The organism is Planotetraspora thailandica, from assembly GCF_016863335.1.
In the GTDB taxonomy this organism is placed as follows: domain Bacteria; phylum Actinomycetota; class Actinomycetes; order Streptosporangiales; family Streptosporangiaceae; genus Planotetraspora; species Planotetraspora thailandica.
This window is the reverse complement of record NZ_BOOR01000080.1, coordinates 1-17,632: the sequence shown is the minus strand read 5'-3', so window position 1 is coordinate 17,632 and position 17,632 is coordinate 1. Positions and strand designations below refer to the sequence as shown.

Annotated in this window: 14 protein-coding genes and 1 other annotated feature; of the genes, 6 read left to right on the top strand and 8 right to left on the bottom strand. The window is 66.3% G+C overall.

The annotated features are described in order from the left end of the window. Window positions 1-42: 42 nt before the first annotated feature. Window positions 43-864 (bottom strand): alpha/beta fold hydrolase, encoded by an 822-nt coding sequence (locus Pth03_RS37620; RefSeq protein ID WP_203949275.1) that lies wholly within the window; start codon window positions 862-864, stop codon window positions 43-45. Window positions 865-1,468: 604 nt separating this feature from the next. Next, a complete protein-coding gene (locus Pth03_RS37615; RefSeq protein WP_203949274.1) occupies window positions 1,469-2,074 on the bottom strand; it encodes a TetR/AcrR family transcriptional regulator in 606 nt (201 codons plus the stop codon). Between the two features lie 607 nt (window positions 2,075-2,681). On the opposite strand from Pth03_RS37615, the gene Pth03_RS37610 reads away from it, so the two are divergent. From Pth03_RS37610 to Pth03_RS42705, 4 genes are all read left to right on the top strand, one after another. Beyond that, on the top strand, window positions 2,682-5,678 hold the full coding sequence (locus Pth03_RS37610; RefSeq protein ID WP_373318672.1) for a glycoside hydrolase family 2 protein: 2,997 nt from the start codon (window positions 2,682-2,684) through the stop codon (window positions 5,676-5,678). A 195-nt stretch (window positions 5,679-5,873) separates the two neighbouring features. After that, the gene (locus Pth03_RS37605; RefSeq protein ID WP_203949272.1) at window positions 5,874-7,760 is read left to right on the top strand and encodes a polysaccharide deacetylase family protein; all 1,887 of its coding nucleotides are present in this window, start codon (window positions 5,874-5,876) and stop codon (window positions 7,758-7,760) included. 207 nt (window positions 7,761-7,967) lie between these two features. Continuing rightward, window positions 7,968-8,234 carry a transposase gene (locus tag Pth03_RS37600; protein ID WP_203949271.1) on the top strand — a complete coding sequence of 89 codons (267 nt, stop codon included), beginning with the start codon at window positions 7,968-7,970 and terminating at the stop codon, window positions 8,232-8,234. Beyond that, window positions 8,192-8,306: a sequence feature (AL1L pseudoknot), on the top strand. Its footprint overlaps the gene before it by 43 nt. Before the next feature lie 45 nt (window positions 8,307-8,351). Then, on the top strand, window positions 8,352-8,771 hold the full coding sequence (locus Pth03_RS42705) for an IS3 family transposase (RefSeq protein WP_203949270.1): 420 nt from the start codon (window positions 8,352-8,354) through the stop codon (window positions 8,769-8,771). 221 nt (window positions 8,772-8,992) lie between these two features. Here Pth03_RS42705 and Pth03_RS37590 read toward each other — a convergent pair whose 3' ends face one another. The 5 genes from Pth03_RS37590 to Pth03_RS37570 form a co-directional block, all read right to left on the bottom strand. Further along, complete coding sequence (locus tag Pth03_RS37590) at window positions 8,993-9,679, bottom strand: VOC family protein (RefSeq protein WP_203949269.1); 687 nt, start codon at window positions 9,677-9,679, stop codon at window positions 8,993-8,995. 77 nt (window positions 9,680-9,756) lie between these two features. Beyond that, window positions 9,757-10,953 carry an RNA polymerase sigma factor gene (locus Pth03_RS37585; RefSeq protein WP_203949268.1) on the bottom strand — a complete coding sequence of 399 codons (1,197 nt, stop codon included), beginning with the start codon at window positions 10,951-10,953 and terminating at the stop codon, window positions 9,757-9,759. Further along, complete coding sequence (locus Pth03_RS37580) at window positions 10,950-11,297, bottom strand: YciI family protein (protein WP_239119681.1); 348 nt, start codon at window positions 11,295-11,297, stop codon at window positions 10,950-10,952. The genes Pth03_RS37585 and Pth03_RS37580 overlap by 4 nt, the downstream gene beginning before the upstream one ends. A gap of 403 nt (window positions 11,298-11,700) precedes the next feature. Further along, window positions 11,701-12,390 carry a peptide chain release factor H gene (prfH, locus tag Pth03_RS37575; protein WP_203949267.1) on the bottom strand — a complete coding sequence of 230 codons (690 nt, stop codon included), beginning with the start codon at window positions 12,388-12,390 and terminating at the stop codon, window positions 11,701-11,703. After that, window positions 12,387-13,586: an RNA ligase RtcB family protein gene (locus Pth03_RS37570; RefSeq protein ID WP_203949266.1), complete on the bottom strand. Its 1,200-nt coding sequence runs from the start codon at window positions 13,584-13,586 to the stop codon at window positions 12,387-12,389. The genes prfH and Pth03_RS37570 overlap by 4 nt, the downstream gene beginning before the upstream one ends. Window positions 13,587-14,121: 535 nt before the next feature. Here Pth03_RS37570 and Pth03_RS37565 point away from each other — a divergent pair. Beyond that, the gene (locus Pth03_RS37565; RefSeq protein ID WP_239119680.1) at window positions 14,122-15,261 is read left to right on the top strand and encodes a hypothetical protein; all 1,140 of its coding nucleotides are present in this window, start codon (window positions 14,122-14,124) and stop codon (window positions 15,259-15,261) included. A gap of 841 nt (window positions 15,262-16,102) precedes the next feature. On the opposite strand, the gene Pth03_RS37560 is transcribed toward Pth03_RS37565, so the two are convergent. After that, the gene (locus tag Pth03_RS37560; protein ID WP_203949265.1) at window positions 16,103-16,828 is read right to left on the bottom strand and encodes an SDR family oxidoreductase; all 726 of its coding nucleotides are present in this window, start codon (window positions 16,826-16,828) and stop codon (window positions 16,103-16,105) included. 128 nt (window positions 16,829-16,956) lie between these two features. Between Pth03_RS37560 and Pth03_RS37555 the strand changes: the two genes are divergently transcribed. After that, window positions 16,957-17,421: a MerR family transcriptional regulator gene (locus tag Pth03_RS37555; RefSeq protein WP_203949264.1), complete on the top strand. Its 465-nt coding sequence runs from the start codon at window positions 16,957-16,959 to the stop codon at window positions 17,419-17,421. Window positions 17,422-17,632 lie beyond the last annotated feature (211 nt).

Genomic DNA, 17,632 nt, shown 5'->3' with positions numbered 1-17,632 from the left:
ACGGTCGCCGAGCTGTGATCCGACCTCGGCCCCTGACGGTCCCTACCGCCGGACGCTCCCGAGGAAGTCGAGCAGCAGCGCGTTGACCTCCTCGGGGGCTTCCAGGGTCATCCAGTGGCCGGCACCTTCGAGGCGTTCGTAGCGCCACGGGCCGGTGACATGGCGTTCGGTACCGGTTACCTGCTCCTCGATCAGGAAGCGGTCGCCGCTGCTCCACACACCCATGGTGGGCACCTTGAGCTGCGGAAGCGTGTTCGCGGGAAGGAGGAGCGACTCGGGGGTGATATTGGCGCGGTAGAAGCCGAGGGCCGAGGTGAGCGCAGCGGGGTCGCTCAGCCGGGCGACGACCTCGTCCGCCTCGGGGTGTCTGGTCCAGTCGCGCAGGGCGGCGAAGTCGTCCCGGCTGAGCCATTCCTCGGCGAGGCCGGGGAAGTGGAAGGCCAGCATGTACCAGGACTTCTCGCGTTGTGGGAGGCCCGCGGCGGCGAAGGCGGAGGCGTGGCCGACGGACAGGCTCGTGAGGCTCACGACCCGCTCAGGCAGGAAGGCAGCGAAGGCTATGGCGATGGCGGCGCCCGTGTCGTGCCCGACGAGGTGGACCTCGGGCACGCCGAGCACGCCGAGGATGCCGGTGAGATCGCGGATCTGCTCCTCCATCCCATAGTCGGCCACTTCCTGTGGTCGGTCGGAGGCTCCGTAGCCGCGCTGGTCGGGGGCGATGGTCCGATATCCGGCGGCGTTCAGCGCGTGCACCTGGGCGCGCCAGAGCGCGTGCGTGTCGGGGAATCCGTGGACGAGCAGGACAGCCGGTCCTTCGCCGCTGTCCTGAACCTCCAGGCTGACGCCGTCGACGTGGATTCTCATGGCAGGTCTTCCTTTCCATGGCCCGCCCGTGCCGTTGTGGCCGCGGGCCTCGTTCCTTCCGAAGGCGCGGCTGCGGCCTTCGTGATGTCCGGCAGCAAGGCCTTTCAAGATTGGCTGAAGAAGTCGACTGCGATCTGGGCCAGTGCCGCTCCGGCTTCCTCCTGCACGGAACGCCGTCCGGATCGGAGGGGGGACGGCGTGGTGGGCCTGTCAGGTGAGCTGGAAGCCGCAGTAGTCGTTACGGACGACGTCGGTGACGGCCTCCCGGTAGGCCGGTATCCCGGTGAGCCAGGCGAGCATCGTTCTGGGCTTACTTGGGCCGGACCCGATCCTGAACTGCGTTGCCTACGTCCGTCGTATCAGTACTTTCCCTGGCGCTGGTACGGCGGGGGTCCTGGCCGCGGAGCCGGTCCATCTCCCGCCATTCGGGCCGCAGCCCCGTCAGGCGTGTGGTGGGCGCGTAGGCCGCCCCGCCTGTGATCAGCACCGGTGCCGGCCCTGCGGGCGCCGCCGCCACCCGCCCACCAGCCCGCTGAGCGGGATCGGCCCAGGCGAGGGAGTCCGTCAACGCGTTGAAGGGATGAACGTGGAGTCGGCTTGGCGCCTACGTTCCGAGCAGTCTCCCGACGCCCTGCCGTAGCCGCGCGACAGCGTCGGGATCGTGGAACAGGTGCACCGACATGTTGAAACCGGTGAACAGGCCCATCAGTTCGAACGCCAGCTGATCGGGGTCGGCGCCGTCCGGCAGTTCGCCCAGCTCCGCCGCCTCACGTGTCGCTTCGACCAGGTAGGCGCGCCATCGATTCATCCCGTCGACGACCGCGTCATGCACCGGGCCGTCCAGTGCGTCGTACTCGAAGGTCGCCGTGGTGAACAGGCAACCACCCGGAAAGTGTTCCGGTTCCGCGGAGATGTAGCGGATCCAGCCCTCGGTCAGAGCCTGAAGCCGCGCGCGGCCCGGAGGCGCGGCTGCCGCCGGCTCCAGCATGATCTCGGCGATCAGCTCTCCTCCTCGTTCCAGGATGGAAAGCTGCAGCATCTCCTTGCTTCCGAAGGGCCCGATCAGACCGGCCTTGCTCATCCCCACCTCAGCAGCCAGACGCCCGATCGACAGGCCGCGCAGCCCTTCGACCGAAGCGACGGCCACCCCGCGATCGAGGATGCGTTGGCGCGCCGCTGCCGCACCAGCCAACGAGTTACGTGGACTCATGACGTACAGACTGCCTCACTCCGAGGCCGATAGCAACCGAACGTTCGCATGCTATAAGTCACTACGACCTGGTCAGGGCCCCGTCGTTCCCACGCCACCCTTGCCGGCCCCTGCCATGCCACCCAGTCGCCGGGGGCGGCCCTCGTCGAGGCGAACATGCCCGGTCCGACCCGCCCCGCAGACCACCGTCACGCCGGAGCCCGCTGCCGTTCACCCCTGCGTGCCCTGGCTGTCGTGGAACGGGCGAAGCCCCACACCGGCGTCGGCCCGGTGAAGGCGTAGCGACCCAGGAGGTTGATGTGCTCGTAACAGATCGGCAAGAGCCGGGCGCACACCGCTCGTGCCTATACGACCATCCACAATTCGAGTTCCGGGCGGGACACAGTCGCGCCACATTCGTGCAGTCGCCGATAACGACTACCTCGATGCGGTTGTCGGCGACTGCGTGCCCGTCAGGTGAACGCGGACAGGAATAGTCCTCGCCCCAGGTGGCAGACCACTGCTCCCCACAGCCGAGCGTCTCACCCATTCAGTGCATCGGGCGCATTCCGCCCGCTGCTCGGCCTCTTTGAAGAGGAGTCAGACGTCTGGTGACGGCACCCACGACATGTACGAGCCCGGCCCGCTCGATATTGGCGAGCGCGAACGAGACCGCGGGCTTGGACAGTCCCGACCCTCGGGCGAGTTGGGCACGGAAAGATCATTGACATTCGTTAGGGAGATTTACAAACTATCAACGACGGCAGTTTCGCTGGGACACCTCCTTGGTAGTCGCAGACCCGGGAACGGAGGTCGCCGTGTCACATCAGGTGCGAACACCGCCACAGCCTTCTCCTTTCCTGGTCTCGCCCCCCGTGCAACGGAGATCGGAGTGTTGCTGTTGAAGAGTCCGCGATCATTATCGGCGCGCCGCAGCCTTCGCCGCAGAACGGCCTTCGCGGCCGTTCTGGCGATGAGCCTGAGCTCAATCGGTATCACCTCGGCCGCCGGCGCGGCCGATGGGCCTCCCGTGGGAGCCGGTCAGCCCACAATCGTTCAAGGAGCGGTCGGGAACGCCACCCCGATCGCCGGATGGAAGCTTAAGTCGTCGAGCGCTGTGAGGTCGGGCGGTGAGGACGTATCTCAGCCCAACTTCAAGGACACGGGGTGGCTGCCGGTGTCCCCGCGCTCGACGGTGCTCGCCGGCCTGGTGGAGAACGGCCGCTATCCCGACATGTTCTACTCCACGAACATGCGCGATAACGTGGACAAAGCGGACTTCAAGGTTCCCTGGTGGTACCGAGAGGAGTTCGTTGTCACCGGAAAGCCGGGCCTGACGACGACTCTCCGCTTGAACGGCATCATCTCCCGGGCGGACATCTGGCTGAACGGACAGCAGGTGGCCACGAAGGATGAGGTCGTCGGCGCGTACAACATCAAGGAACTTGATGTGACCGACCTCGTCCGCCCTGGCAAGAACGCGCTGGCGATCGAGTCGTATCCGGCAGATCCCGACCGGGACCTGTCCATCGGCTGGATCGACTGGGCGCAGTCCCCTCCGGACAACAACATGGGGATCTGGCGTGACGTGGAGATCGTCCGTTCTGGGCCGGTGTCGCTGACCGAACCGCGGGTGCTCACCGACGTCGCCCTGCCAGGCCTGGACCATGCCGACCTGACCGTCAAGGTAGACGTGCGCAACGCCGGTGACCAGCCCCGCACCGTGTCCGTCGAAGGCAAGATCGACAACATCGCGGTCAAGAAGGCGGTCACGCTGACGCCGCGGGAGGTGCGGACGGTCGTCTTCACCCCTGAGGAGTTCGGTCAGCTCTCGATCGACAACCCGCGGATCTGGTGGCCCGCGCAGATGGGCAAGCAGCCACTTTACGACCTCGATCTGACGGCGCACGTGGACGGAGATCTCTCCGACCGGGCGCACACCACCTTCGGTATCCGCGACGTCACCTCGCACGTCAACTCCGACAACGGTCGCCAGTTCGTCATCAACGGCAAGCCGCTGCTCATCCGGGGCGGGGGCTGGGCGTCCGACCTCCTTCTGCGGCCCGAGCTCGGCAAGATGGAAGACCAGTTCCGCTATGCCGTCGACCTCGGACTGAACACCATTCGCACCGAAGGCAAGCTGGAGAGCGACGAGTTCTACGCACTCGCCGACCGCTACGGCATCATGATCATGCCGGGCTGGGAATGCTGCCATAAGTGGGAGAAGTGGACCGGCACGAACAAGTGGACCGATGAAGACCGGCGGGTCGCCGGGGAGCTGATGGCCAGCGAGGCGAAGTTGCTGCGCAACCACCCGAGCGTCATCGCCTTCCTGATCGGCAGCGACAAGGTTCCGCCGGCGGACATCGAAAAGCTCTACGTCGACACGCTTCGGGACAACGACTGGCGCAACCCGATCATCCCCTCCGCCGCGACCACGACGGGGGCGATCACCGGCAAGTCGGGAATGAAGATGTCCGGCCCATACGACTGGGTACCGCCGAACTACTGGTACAACAAGCAGGTTGGGGGCGCAGAGGGCTTCAACGCCGAGCTGAGCGCGGGCAAGAGCATCCCGACGCTCGACAGCCTGCGCAAGATGCTCTCCCCCGCCGAACAGGACGCCTTGTGGCAGGACTTCAACGCCGCGCAGTATCACGCCGCACCCTCGTCCACGTTCACCAATCTCAAGCTCTTCAGCAACGCGCTGGCGGGCCGCTACGGCGCGCCGAAGAGCCTTGAGGACTACGTCGCCAAGGCGCAGCTGGCGAACTATGAGAACGTGCGCGCGCAGTTCGAGGCATATATCCGGAACATGAACGACACCAGCAAGCCGTCGACCGGGCTCATCTACTGGATGCTCAATAATGCCTGGCCGTCGCTGAACTGGCACCTCTACGACTACTACCTGAACCCGGCAGGCTCGTACTTCGGCGCAAAAAAGGCGAATGAGAACCTGCACGTGCAGTACTCCTATGACGACCGTTCCGTCGTCGGGGTCAACCAGACCGCCGAACCCGCGAAGGACCTGACCATCTCGGCGGAGGTCTACAACCTCGACGGGACATTGCAGTACAGCAAGCGGGTCGGCGACGTCAGCCTGTCCGCCAACCGGTCCGAGAGGTTGCTGACCCTCCCGCAGCTGAACGATCTGTCGCGGACGTACTTCGTCAAGCTCGTCATGACCGACCGCGGCGGGGCCACCGTCAGCCGCAACGTCTACTGGCTGTCGACGCAACCCGACGTCATCAACTACGCCAAGTCGGACTGGTACTACACGCCGACGACGCAGTACGCCGGGCTGTCCGACCTCGCCGACCTGGCTCCGGCCACGGTGAGCACGAGCACGAGTTCGCGCGAGAGCCGCGACGGCACCGGGGAGACGACGGTCGCCCTCACCAATACCTCCGACAAGATCGCGTTTTTCGTGAACCTCACCCTTCGCCAGGGCCCCGGCGGAGACACCGTCACACCGGTCACGTGGAGCGACAACTACGTGTCGATCTGGCCTGGAGAGTCGCTCACTGTGACGGCCACGTACCGTCAGACCGACCTGGCCGGCAAGACCCCCAGCATCGACGTGTCCGGCTGGAACACGCCGACCGTGACCCTGTCAGGGCGCTGACCAGCACTGCGCCAAAAACGAGGGTGGGTCCCTGAGCATCGACGCAGGGACCCGCCCTTTGACCCGGATCCACGAGCGGCCGGACCAGCGATGGTTACTGACCGATGCAACCTTGGCAGCCGGATCAGTCGGACAAATATGGGAGAACTTCGCATGAGATGCTTCTCTAGGGCGCGGGGTCGAGGGACACGCTTGATGTCGCGTCTTAGCCTCCTAATCGCCACGGTCTTCACGGTTTCGTTTGTGCACGTGCCGGCATCTGCTGCGCTGGCGGCCCCGAGCCTCACGATCTCCGCAACCCACAGCCTCGACACATTTCTCAAAGGACAGCCCGACAACACAACCGTGTACTCCGGAACTCTTCAGCTGACGGTCACGAACTCCGGGGATGGCCTGACCCAAAGCGCGGTTACCGTATCCGACGTGCTACCGGCCGGCCTGTCAGCGCTTGTCAACAACGCTGGGTTCGGTGCCGGGCCGGTCGCCGCGTCCGGGAACGGGTGGACCTGCTCCGGCGCATCGTCCATCACGTGTACGCGCAGCGACCCATTGCGCGCGGGGTCCTCCTACCCTCCGATCACGATCACCGTGAAAGTGGCCACCAATGCAGCGGCGTTGCTGACCAACACCCCCACGGTTGCCGGTGGTGGGGACGAGACTCCTAGCTCCGCCACCGATTCCATCCCGGTGACGCGGGACGCCTGTCCCAATGGGTGGTCGCCGGAGGAGGCGGTGTCGTTCGCGCCGCCGGTACCGGCGATTGACTCGGGCGTCCGCAACCCTGAGCGCGCCGACGGGTGCACGCTGCTCGACGTCATCTGGAATGCGGAACCCTTCAAGAACCACGGCAGCTTTGTCTCCACCGTGGCCCACGCTACCGATGAGTTCGTCAGGGAAGGGCTCCTGTCGCCGGCCCAGCAACGCGCGATCCAAAGGGCCGCCTCACGCTCGGACGTGGGTACGGAGAACGACAACCAGATCCCCAACTCCTGCCCCAACCGCCTTGCGATCACCTTCGACGACGGGCCATCGGTCTACCGACCACAGACCCTGCAGATCTTCCGTGACAACCAGGTTCATGGAGTGTTCTTCGATCTCGGCATGAGAGCAGAGGCCAACCCGCAGATCGAGAGGTTTACACGGAGCGAGGGCCACGTCCTGCTCAACCACACGTATAACCACACCGATATGAACGCGCTCTCCGACGCGGCGAAGATCGAGGAAGTGCAACACAACGAGGCCGCATTCGATGCGATTGGTGCCCCTTTCACCTTCAAGGGGATCCGAACGCCGTTCGGCAGCGCCAACACCCATACGCAGGAGGTCGTGAGCTCGCAGGGCTACACCTACTTCCTCACCAGAATCGAAACGGGTGCCGACTACGAGCCGGACACGACCGCGGAGCAGACGCGCGACTCGATCCTCGGCCAACTGCATCCAGGTGCCATCATCGGTCTGCACGATGGCCCGATCGACACGCCGGCCGGGGCCGCGACGGTGGATGCCGTGAGACAGATCCTCCCCGCGGCCCGCGCCATGGGCTACTGCTGGGGCAAGGTCGATCACACCGGCCAGGTCGTGGCCGATCGGTATGTCTCCTCCGGCAAACCCATTCCGCAGATCACCAACCCCGTGCCGTACAACTTCCTGGAACGCCCCGGCACGCCCCCGGAGCCCTGGTTCGTCGCTCCGGACCCCATAGCAATCTCCGCAGCCCACAGCCCTTCTACGTTCGTGCCGGGACAGACCGGCACACTGACGCTGACGGTCACGAACACCAGCGGCAAGCCGAGCGATCCCGATCCCATCGGCGGAAGCACGGTCACGGTACAAGACGTGATCCCAGCCGGCCTCACGGCCACGGCGGCGTCGGGTCCAGGTTGGACCTGCAGCGGATCGAGGACGAGAACGTGCACCCGTAGCGACACTTTGGGCCCGTATTCGGACTATCCGCCGATCACGATCACCGTGAACGTAAGCAACAATGCCCCGACGACAATCGTGAACGACCCCACGGTCACAGCTCACGGGCAAGCGTGGAAGGACCAGGCCCGTGACACGATCAGCGTTGCTCGGCCGTAGCTTCACGGGGCCAATCCCCGGACCGCTGTAGTCGGAGCAACTGTGCAAGCGGGGTCGACCCGAGCCGGTCGACCCCGCGCGGTGAACCGCGCTGGGGTTGCTGGAGGCTTCATCGGTTGGAAAGGATGAAGCCCATGTCGGGTCGATCTGGTTCGTCGCATCCCTCCCTGCGTCGGTATCCGCCGGGTGATAGAGCGGGCGGTTCGGATGGTGCAGGAGGCCACTGAGCAGTCCGGAGTCGTTCGGTGTCATCACTCGCGTTGCCCGGCGTTGGGCATCGGGTCGGAGTCGCTGCGCAACTGGGTCAGGCAGGCCGAGATCGATGGTGGTCAGCGGCCGGGTACCACGACAGAAGAGGCCAAACGGATCGCTGAGCTGGAGCGCGAGGTCCGCGAGCTGCGCCGGGCCAACGAGATCCTCAAGGCGGCGTCGGCTTTTTTCGCCAGGGAACTCGACTCTCGACCGCCCAGATGAACGCTTTCATCGACGCTCACCGCGACCGGTTCGGCATTGAGCCGATCTGCCGGGGTCTTGCAGGCCGCGCCCTCGACGTACTACGCAGCTTCTACCCGGCCGCCGTCCGCGCGAGCAGTGCGCGACGAGCAGCTCAAGGCGGAGATCACCCGTATCTATCAGGACAACTATTCCTCTTACGGCGCTCGCAAGGTTTATCGGCAGTTACGCCGTGAAGGGCATGCGGTCGCCCGGTGCACGGTCCAGCGGCTGATGGGCGAGCTGGGCATTGTCGGGCTGGTCCGCGGGAAGGCCCGGAGCACCACCACCACAGCCGATCTGGCCGGTCGGCCGGCCGACATGGTGAACCGCCATTTTCACGCGCCAGCGCCGAACCGGCTGTGGGTCACCGACCTCACCTATATCCGCACCTGGTCGGGCGGGTGCCGACCTGAACGGCCCAGCCTGCCAGCAGGGCGCCGAGCGAGATGCCGACGTTGGTCACGGCACGGAGGTAGGCACGGAACTCCTGTGGCCGGTCTCCTCGGAAGTGCCTGATGAGCGGACTGCGGGCAGCCAGGCCGGCCGCCTTCGCACCGGTGGCTACACCTACCGCGAGTACAAATAGGCGGCGAGGACGCGTCGTGGTCAGGCGTCCGGCAACAGTTCGGGCATTGAGGCGGCTCGCGTCCAGGACAGGCTTCAGATTCAGTTCAGCTTGGGTCATGTGCCCTGCATGTGCCCTCGGCGGCGTCCACGACATCGATGAGACCCCGTCATTAGGCGAACCAATTCTCTGCCCGCGGGTACGGTCCGCTTTCGTGGAATGCGACGAGGTCATGGCCCGCCTCGTTCTGCCAGTGCTCGGCGACGATGACCGTCGGTACGGTCCGTTTACGACTCAGTCGCTGTGCACGTCTCCAGTCCACCATGTGTACCAGGAGTTCTGCGGCGGGCACGTCTGAGGAATCGCCCCAGGTGAGGCCTTCATCGCACCATTGCACGAGCCATGTAGCGCCTTCTGCGAGCAGTCCAGCCGCCTCGTCCGGCTCTAACCATTGGGCCATACGGTGCCACGGCCGGCCGCTACGGTCCCACAGACGCCCATCTCCGAAGTCGTTCACGTACGGCATGCATAGATCGTTGTCCTCGGTCGTTGGCATCGCAAGCGGCTTCTTTGCCAGAGCATGAGTGAGGCAGGAAAAACCCCAGTGCCGGAGTGCCCTCGCCGGAGGCGTCACCACACCCGTGGACGCAACCCAGCGCCGCCGCCTGGCGGCTGTGCAGCTACTTGGGGTGAAGTTCTCGGTGTCCAGCATCAGGTGCAGGCCGCCTGGCAGGTGAGCACCAGCGTGCTCGGGGTAGGGCGGGTCGACCTTGAACTCCACGCCGAGCTTGGCGTAAAAGGCGACGGAGGCATCCAGGTCGGACACCACGATGTCGATGATGCTCATCGTCGGGTTCATGTCTCCTCTCCTCTGTGAGGGCTTCTACAGCGGAGACGGTCGGGAGCCGACGCCACACGACAGGCTTAGGTAGATCTTTAAGCCCACGTGAGGCGCTCTTCCAGCAGCGCCTGCTGGGCCGGGTTGGCGGTCAGTTCCAGCGCCCGCCGGTCGGCCTCCTGCGCCTTGTCGTGCCTGCCGAGCTCGCGCAGGAACTCGGCGCGGGTGGCGTGGAAGAGTGCGTACCTGTACAGGGCGTCACCGATCCGGTCCAGCTGCGCCATGCCTGCTCTCGGTCCTTGCGCATGCCGTACGGCTATCGCCCGATGCAGCCGCGTCACCGCGGAGGGAGCCAGGAGCAGCAGCATGTCGTAGAGGACCACGATCTGCTCCCAGTCGGTGTCCTGCCAGCGGGGCGCCTCCGCGTGACAGGCCACGATCGCCGCCTGCATCTGGTATGGGCCGGGCGACAGGTGGCGCTGTGCCGTACGAGTCAGCAGCCGGATGGCGGCGGCGATACCGTCGTGGTCCCACAACGAGCGGTCCTGGTCGGCCAGGAGGACCAGGTGGCCAGCGGCGTCGAAGCGGGCCGCCGTGCGGGCCCGGTGCAGGCGGATCAGCGCCAGCAAGCCACCCACCTCCGGTGCGTCCGGCATGAGCCCATGCAGCAGCGCAGCCAGCCATTCGGCGTCGTCGACCAGGTCACGACGGTGCGCCCGCTCGCCCGCAGTGGCCAGGTAGCCCTCGTTGAACAGCAGGTAGATGACGGTCAGCACCTCGTTGACGCGCGCGGGCAGGTCCTCGCCGCATGGGATCCGGTATGGGATGCCAGCATCGGCGATCTTGCGCTTGGCGCGGGTGATGCGCTGGGCAACAGTGCCCTCGGGCACCACGAAGGCGGCGGCGATCTGCGGCGTTGTCAGCCCGCACACCACGCGTAGGGTCAGAGCGACCTGCGCCTCCCGTGGCAGCGCCGGGTGGCAGCAGGTGAAGATCAGCCGCAGCCGATCGTCCGGCTCCGGCATGATCGGCCAGATGACCTGGGCCAGCTTCGCCCGGTAGTTGGCCTCGCGGCGCAGCATGTCGAGCCCGCGCCGGCGCGCCACGGTGAACAGCCAGGCGTCCGGCCGTTCGGGGACGCCCTCCACCGGCCACCGCCTGAGCGCCGTCTCGACTGCATCCTGGACCAGGTCTTCGGCGGCGGAGAAGTCGCCGAGCAATGACATCAGTGCGGCGGCTAGGCGGCCCGCGTGCTCGCGGACCGCCTGCGCCAGCGCCTCCTGCGCGTCGCTCATCCCTCGACCGGGCGGATCTCCACGACGGGGCAGCCCGGCCAGGACTTGACCATCGCGATCGCCTCGTCCAGATCGGCCAGCTCCACCTCCAGGAACCCGCTGATCACCTCCTTGCCCTCGACGAACGGCCCATCCGTGACCAGCGGCTCGCTGCCCGTGTCCAGCCGGACCGTCGTGGCAGTGTGGGCGGGCTGCAGCTTGGCTCCCCGCTGCGTGATCTTGTCCTGGTGCTCGGCCAGCCAACGGCCGACCTTCTCGAAGGCCGAGTCCCGCTCATCGGCGTCCATGGCGGCCAAGTCCTTCTCGAACTGCTCGGTCTCGATGAACATCAGCACGTACTTCACGTGCATCACCTCCTTGCCCTACAGACGATCGGGAACGACGTCCATACGACAAGCGTCAGCGCCGTCCCACCGAATTCTGAGGCCCCTTGATTGTCGGACGTCAGGCGCAACATGACCCCCCTGGGGGTCTGACCCAAAATCTCACCTTGGCCAGGCGGGCGGCAGCGAACCCTTGGCTGTGAGTGCCGTCATAGTCGGTCTGAGCAGGGTGTCAATCAGGCGTGGTTGGACTCGTTGATGACTGCCTTCCCGCCTCCCTCCCCATCCAGCGGAGGTCGCTCGCATCTTCCTCCCATCGCCGTAAGGCTGGCGACCGCATACTTGGGAGCCACCCTGGAAGCCACCAGAGCGGACGACGCGCGCTCTTGCCCTAGCGACCCTCATGTTGTCAGGTGCGATTCTCCTACCGCGGTGAGCGTGGTCGGGTGGACTGCCGCCGTCGACGGCGAGTCTGCTCCTGCGGGGCCAGGTCCTGCTCCGACATTTCCGGCCGTTCGATACGGGTGGGATTGCCGCGTACGAGCTCATCGTGGATGCGCCAGCGAGCGGTGGTGACGGCGCGCCCCGCCGCCACGTCGCCCTGCTCGATGCGCTGTCGCAGCAGCTGCATGGCGATGCGGCGGTTGAGGCTGAACTGTCGCTCGGTGTCGACCACGACGACGATCCCCGAAGGCCGGTGAGTCGCCCGTACCGCCGTGCTGGCCTTGTTGCGATGCTGACCGCCGGGGCCGCCGGTGCGGCAGGCGACGATGTCGACATCTGCTTCCGCGAACGTCGTGCGCGGGGTGTCGACCTGACACGCTTGGGCGATGACGTACCAGTTCTTTCGGCCGGTGTTGGCCCGGTAGGGGCTGGGGGCCTGCCAGCACAGAGTTCCGGTCCACGAGGCAGCGAACATCTCGGCGCCGGCTCCTGCGATCTGGACCAGGACCGATCGGTAGGTGCCGGGCCGGTCACCGGCAACGGTCTGGGCCCGACGGGTCTCCAGATCCTGCCGGGTGGCGTCGGCTTCCAGCCGGCGCAGCAGCCGGGCCAGCGCCCAGGCACACTCCTGCGGACCACGCCCGGCCGACAGGAGCAGGTGGACGCTCACGGCCGGCCTCCCGTGCGGCGGCGATCCCGGCGATCCCGTCGGGGCGTGGACCCGAGGTCGGGCGTCTTGTAGGTGACCAGGGGGACCGTGGTGGCCACGGGCGTAGCCAGGTCATGGTCGACGAGGTCGGCGATCACTTGCTCGATGCGCTTGTAGGCCGTTGGTGCCTCCTCGAAGAGCAGCTGCCGGTCGCCGCACACCACCAGCGACCCCACCGGCGTACGGCGCAGCTCCTCGACCGTGTGCTTGGCCCGGCCCCGGCGCAGGGCGTCCGCACGCGACATCTTGCGGCCCGCGCCGTGCGCCACCGAATGGTTGGCGTCCGGCCCGGCGTGGGCGGCCACGAGGTAGGAAGGGGTGCCTCGCGTGCCGGCGATGAGCACGTCGCGGCCGTCACCCGGCGCCGCCCCCTTGCGATGCAGGTAGACCTCGTCGCGGATCTCGACCAGGTTGTGGCACTGGTCGACGATCGGCTCGGTGGGCTCGGCCCCCAGGGCATGGGCTACCCGGGCGGCCATCAGCCGCCGGTTGAGCGATCCCCAGCGTACGGCGTCGTCATGCATCGCCAGGTAGGCGGCGGGATCAGGGGCGGGCCCCGCGCCGTGGACCTCGGTGTGCGCCCGCAGGATCCTCTCGCCCAGCCCTCGGGAACCGCTGTGGACGATAAGAACGAGGTCGCCGGCGGCGAGCCCGAGACGGCTCGCGTGGCCCGGCTCCAAGACGGTCTCGATCCGCGCCAACTCGACGAAGTGGTTGCCCCGGCCGACCGTCCCGAGGCCCTCGAGGTGACCGGCGGGAATATCGCCCTTCACAACGGCCCAGGCCGGGTCATCGGCATTCTGCTCAGGGTCCAGCGCGCGGTCGAGGTCGGGGAACCGGGCGGCAAGCTTCGCCGGTACGGCGCGCTTGAGCTTGATGGGGAACACGGCGATGCCGCAACCGATGTCGGAGCCCACCAGAAACGGATACAACACGGTCGACGCCATGGCGGCGCCGATGGGGGCGCCCTTGCCGGGGTGCAGGTCCGGCATGGCGGCGACGTGCATCATGCCGTCGAGGGCGGCCACCTGGTGGCACTGCGCGAGGGCGCCGGACTCGATCCAGCTTGTGGGGGAAGCGAACACGGTGACTGTGGCCGAACCCATGACGGAGTTGGACGGCAGCGGGAACTCCTGCCGGGAGTGTTGCTGAGACAAGACGCACTCTTCGCTGAGAAGGGTATGGGCGGACGGCATTACGGCATGGGTCGGCGCCGTGGGATCTCGAAGTAGCAGGTGCTGCTGTGTCCGTCAGAACGTCATGGACACCACGTTCCCCTGAGCCCGCCGCGCGAGGCAAACGGTTTTCGGCCGTACAGAACCGCACTCCTGCACGGCTCACCCTGTCGTAGCCGGCTGCTAGCCTCCCGGCCATGCTGGAAATGGGGGACGTCGCGGCCATGCCCCTTCGGCTAGGCGGTTACGGTGCTTGTCAGGTGAGCGGGCTAAACGCCGATGGTTTCCTGACTGTGTGCGCGCTCGACTGGCATTCTGATGCGATACCCACCCTGGATGACCTGGCCTCGGCTGGCCCTATGACTCTCGACCACCACAACTGGTCGGCCAGGCCGAACGCTTGCATGGTCTCCCGTTCCGATGCCCTCCGCCTGATTTCGTCTGGCTCGGACACCTACCGGTTCACCCTGACGCACCAGGCACGGTGAACGCTTTCGGTGCATGGGAGAGCCTCTCGTTGCATGTCGTCTCCCAGCGGAGATGGGACCTGCTGGTGCCTGCGGAGGCTAAGGCGGCCTACAAGAACGCCACCAACAACCCAGTCGTGGTCAATCTCGGTGACGAGCCGCAGACCATGCGAGCGACAATCTGGGATGTCGACCTTACAGCGCACCTCCCCCAGGTCCGCTGGTCGGGCCTGGACGCGCTTCCGCGCCTGACCACCCTGAGGTGGTCAGGACCTGATCACGGCCTTACCGAAGCTATCGCCGCCCGCCCCCTCATCGTGGATCTGATCTGGAACGACCCGCCGAGCACCATCGACCTGAGCGCGACACACCTCACCGCAGTGACGATCTCTGGAAATGGGCTGCGGCGCCTTCGCCTTCCGCCCGGGCTGATGAATTTGCGGCTGACCTCTGATCCGCCCCAGGTAGTTGAGGCAGCCGAGGACGGTCGATGGATCCGACTGTTGGCCACCTCACCTGGCCATGCCATCCCGAGCGGTCTGCACGGGGTTCGCCGTCTCGATCTCCAGGTGGCCGGTGACCTGTCCCTGACCGGGTTAGGTGCCGCGGCCGACCTGGAGGAACTGACCATCACGTGGACCGGGCCACATGGTCAACTGCTGGACGCTGTCGACCTGCACGGGCTTCGGCGGTTGCATACGTTGCAACTCACCGATGCGTACGGTGTCGAGGCGTCATCGCTGCCGCGCCCCGGGACACCCCTGCGCCGACTGAGCATCGGGGGAATCCGGCGCAGTCAGGCCAAACTCGTCAAGGCTCGCTACAAAGGCACGCCCGTGTGGGTGACTGTCTGGGGCGCCAAGTCCGACACCTGGCTGGCGGCCAATGTCAGCAACCCCCTGCGCGACTGGGTGGACGACGACGAACAGGCGGGCACCGCCGCCTGCAAGGCCTACGCCGCCGCACTTCGCACCATCGACCGTCTACCCTCCGGCGACGCCATGGGCACTAATGCACGGCCGGTCCTTCACAAGTTGATCGCGGAACTCAACGCAATCGATGAACGCTACGAGATCATCGACACGCTCCGACGGGAACAGGCCGCCGACGCGTTCTTCGACCTAGCGCGGCGCGCCAACATCCCCGACTCCGAAGCAGCTGACTGGTTAGACGAGTGGCGCGACTTCTAGGACCGCAAGAGCACACCACGGACAGGCCCACAGACACTGGCCCGCGGAGGGTCAGGGCCAGCGCCGACCGAATAGGTCGAACCCAAGATCCCCCTTATTACGAGGAAAGGGCAGGTGCTTCGTTCAGGGACACGCCGCCCTGTTCGGTTGGTAGATGGGGACCGGTGGCGCGTAACTGTGTAAGGCGACGTTGCTGTACGGGTTGCTGTACAGCACTCCTGCGGGTCACGACCCCTTCGATGCGAACCCTGGGTAAGGGTGCCGGAGCAGATGTCCAAGCGCCAATCAGTGCCGTCAAGTGCAACCCGGATGCTGCCCTGTGGGGTGCGTGGCCGTTCAGTGTCAGCAGGTTCGCTGACTTTTCGCTGACTCGCTGCACGGTCGCCGGGCGAAGGTCGACACCCCGGCGTTGTTGATGAGCAAGGTCGTATCGGGCGGCCGTGCCCGCGGCCCGGATCACGGCCACGTCATCCGTCACATCCAGGGCCAGCGGCACGACGCCCGGGATGTCGGGGACGGTCTCGGGGCGATCGCGTGTCCGCGAGCGGTCCAGCATCGACAGTTTGACCAAGGATCAGCCAGCTTCCATCTTCCACAGTCTGCTGTTGCGCTGCTGGTCGTCGACGGCCAGTGGACGGCGCTCTCTTGCAGAACCCGCCGTCCGCCGGCAGATCGCCGCCCTAGCGTCGGGCGGGTTCCTCACCGAAGCCCGCAACGTCGTCTTCCCACGTGCGGTATATCCCGCCGCCGCCAGCGTCGTCGAGCACGCACGTCGGCTGCTGCAGGCACCCGGAGGCGGTCTCATGTTCGATTCCGCGAGAGGAAGCTCCGACCGAGCTGCTCAACTCGCACCGAGCAACTCGGTGATCTGTGCGTAGAACGCGGCGGGGTCGCCCACGAGCGACGCCTTCACCATTGCGGTCCAGTCATCGACGATCACCTCGATCAAGCCGGCGGCCAGGCCGTCGAGCGAGCGGCGCGGCACGTCGCGGGGATCGATCTTGGGTCCGTCGTATCCGGCCATGATGTCCGTGTCGGCGGCGCCGAGGAGGACGCCTTGGACGAGCGTGCCCTGAGCCGCGAGCTCGAGACGGACGCCGTTCGTCATGTTCCACTCCGCAGCCTTGGCTGCGGAGTACGAGCCGGTGCCCGGGCCGGCGAACCACGACAGCGCCGACAGGATGTTCACGATTGCACCTCCGCCGTTGGCCGCAAGGACGGGGCTGAACTCGCGGATCACGTCGAGCGTGCCCCAGAAGTGCGTGTCCATCTCGCGGTGGACCTCGTCCACATCACCCGTGACGAGGGCGGCACCGGTCGCGATGCCGGCGTTATTAACCAGGAGGGTCACATCCCGCGCGGTCGCCGCTGCCGCGATGACGGACTCATGGTCGACAATGTCGAGTCGCAGCGGCACCACCCGGGTGTCGTCGAAGTCGAGGCTCTCGGGGCGGCGAGCCGTCGCGTAGACCTTGCTCGCCCCGCGCTCGAGCAGTTCGTGCACGAACTGACGGCCGATACCGCGGTTGGCTCCGGTGACGAGGGCGATCTGGTCGGTGACGTTCATGGGTTCCTTACTTCCTGCATAGGTCTCTCGGGTTCGGCGAGCCGCATCCGGCCCGGCATCGGCTACCCTAAAACCTCACATTGACGTCAAGGGCAAGTCGAGAACCGCGAAGCCGGAGGAGGACGCAGATGCGGATAGGCGAGATCGCACACCAGGCGGGGGTCAGCACCAGAGCTCTCCGGTACTACGAAGAGCAGGGTCTGCTCACCTCGGAACGCACCCCCAGCGGCCAGCGAACCTACCCCGAGTCAGCCGTCGAACGTGTCCGGCTGATCCAGCAGTTCTTCACCGCCGGCCTGCCCAGCCGGACCATCCTGCAGCTGCTGCCCTGCGTCGATACCGGGCACGCCTCCCCCAAGGCCTTCGAGCTGCTGGCATCAGAGCGCAACCGCATCACCGCCGCCATGGCCGACCTTGCTGCCGCACGCGACGCTCTCGACCGCATGATCGACATCGCGAACCATCCAACTCCCGAACACTGCCCTGCCCTCCGTGAGCCCGCCTGGGCGCCATACAACCCTGCCGACGCAACGCGGACTGCACCTCACCCAACTGCGGCTCGCGTTGCGTCAGCCACGCTCATCACCATGTGACCGTGGCACAGCGGAGACCTTCAGCCGCGACCCCTCGGCGCTCGACGCACCGGGTCAGACTCCGCACACAGTTACGTCCACGTCACCGCGGTTGCCACAATGCCAAATCTGCGGACACCGAACATCAGGTGCCAACTAGCCGCTCTTCCATGTGAGTAGTCACATGTTCAGACCGAAACCGATTGTTACCGCTTGATCACCTAACTAGTGG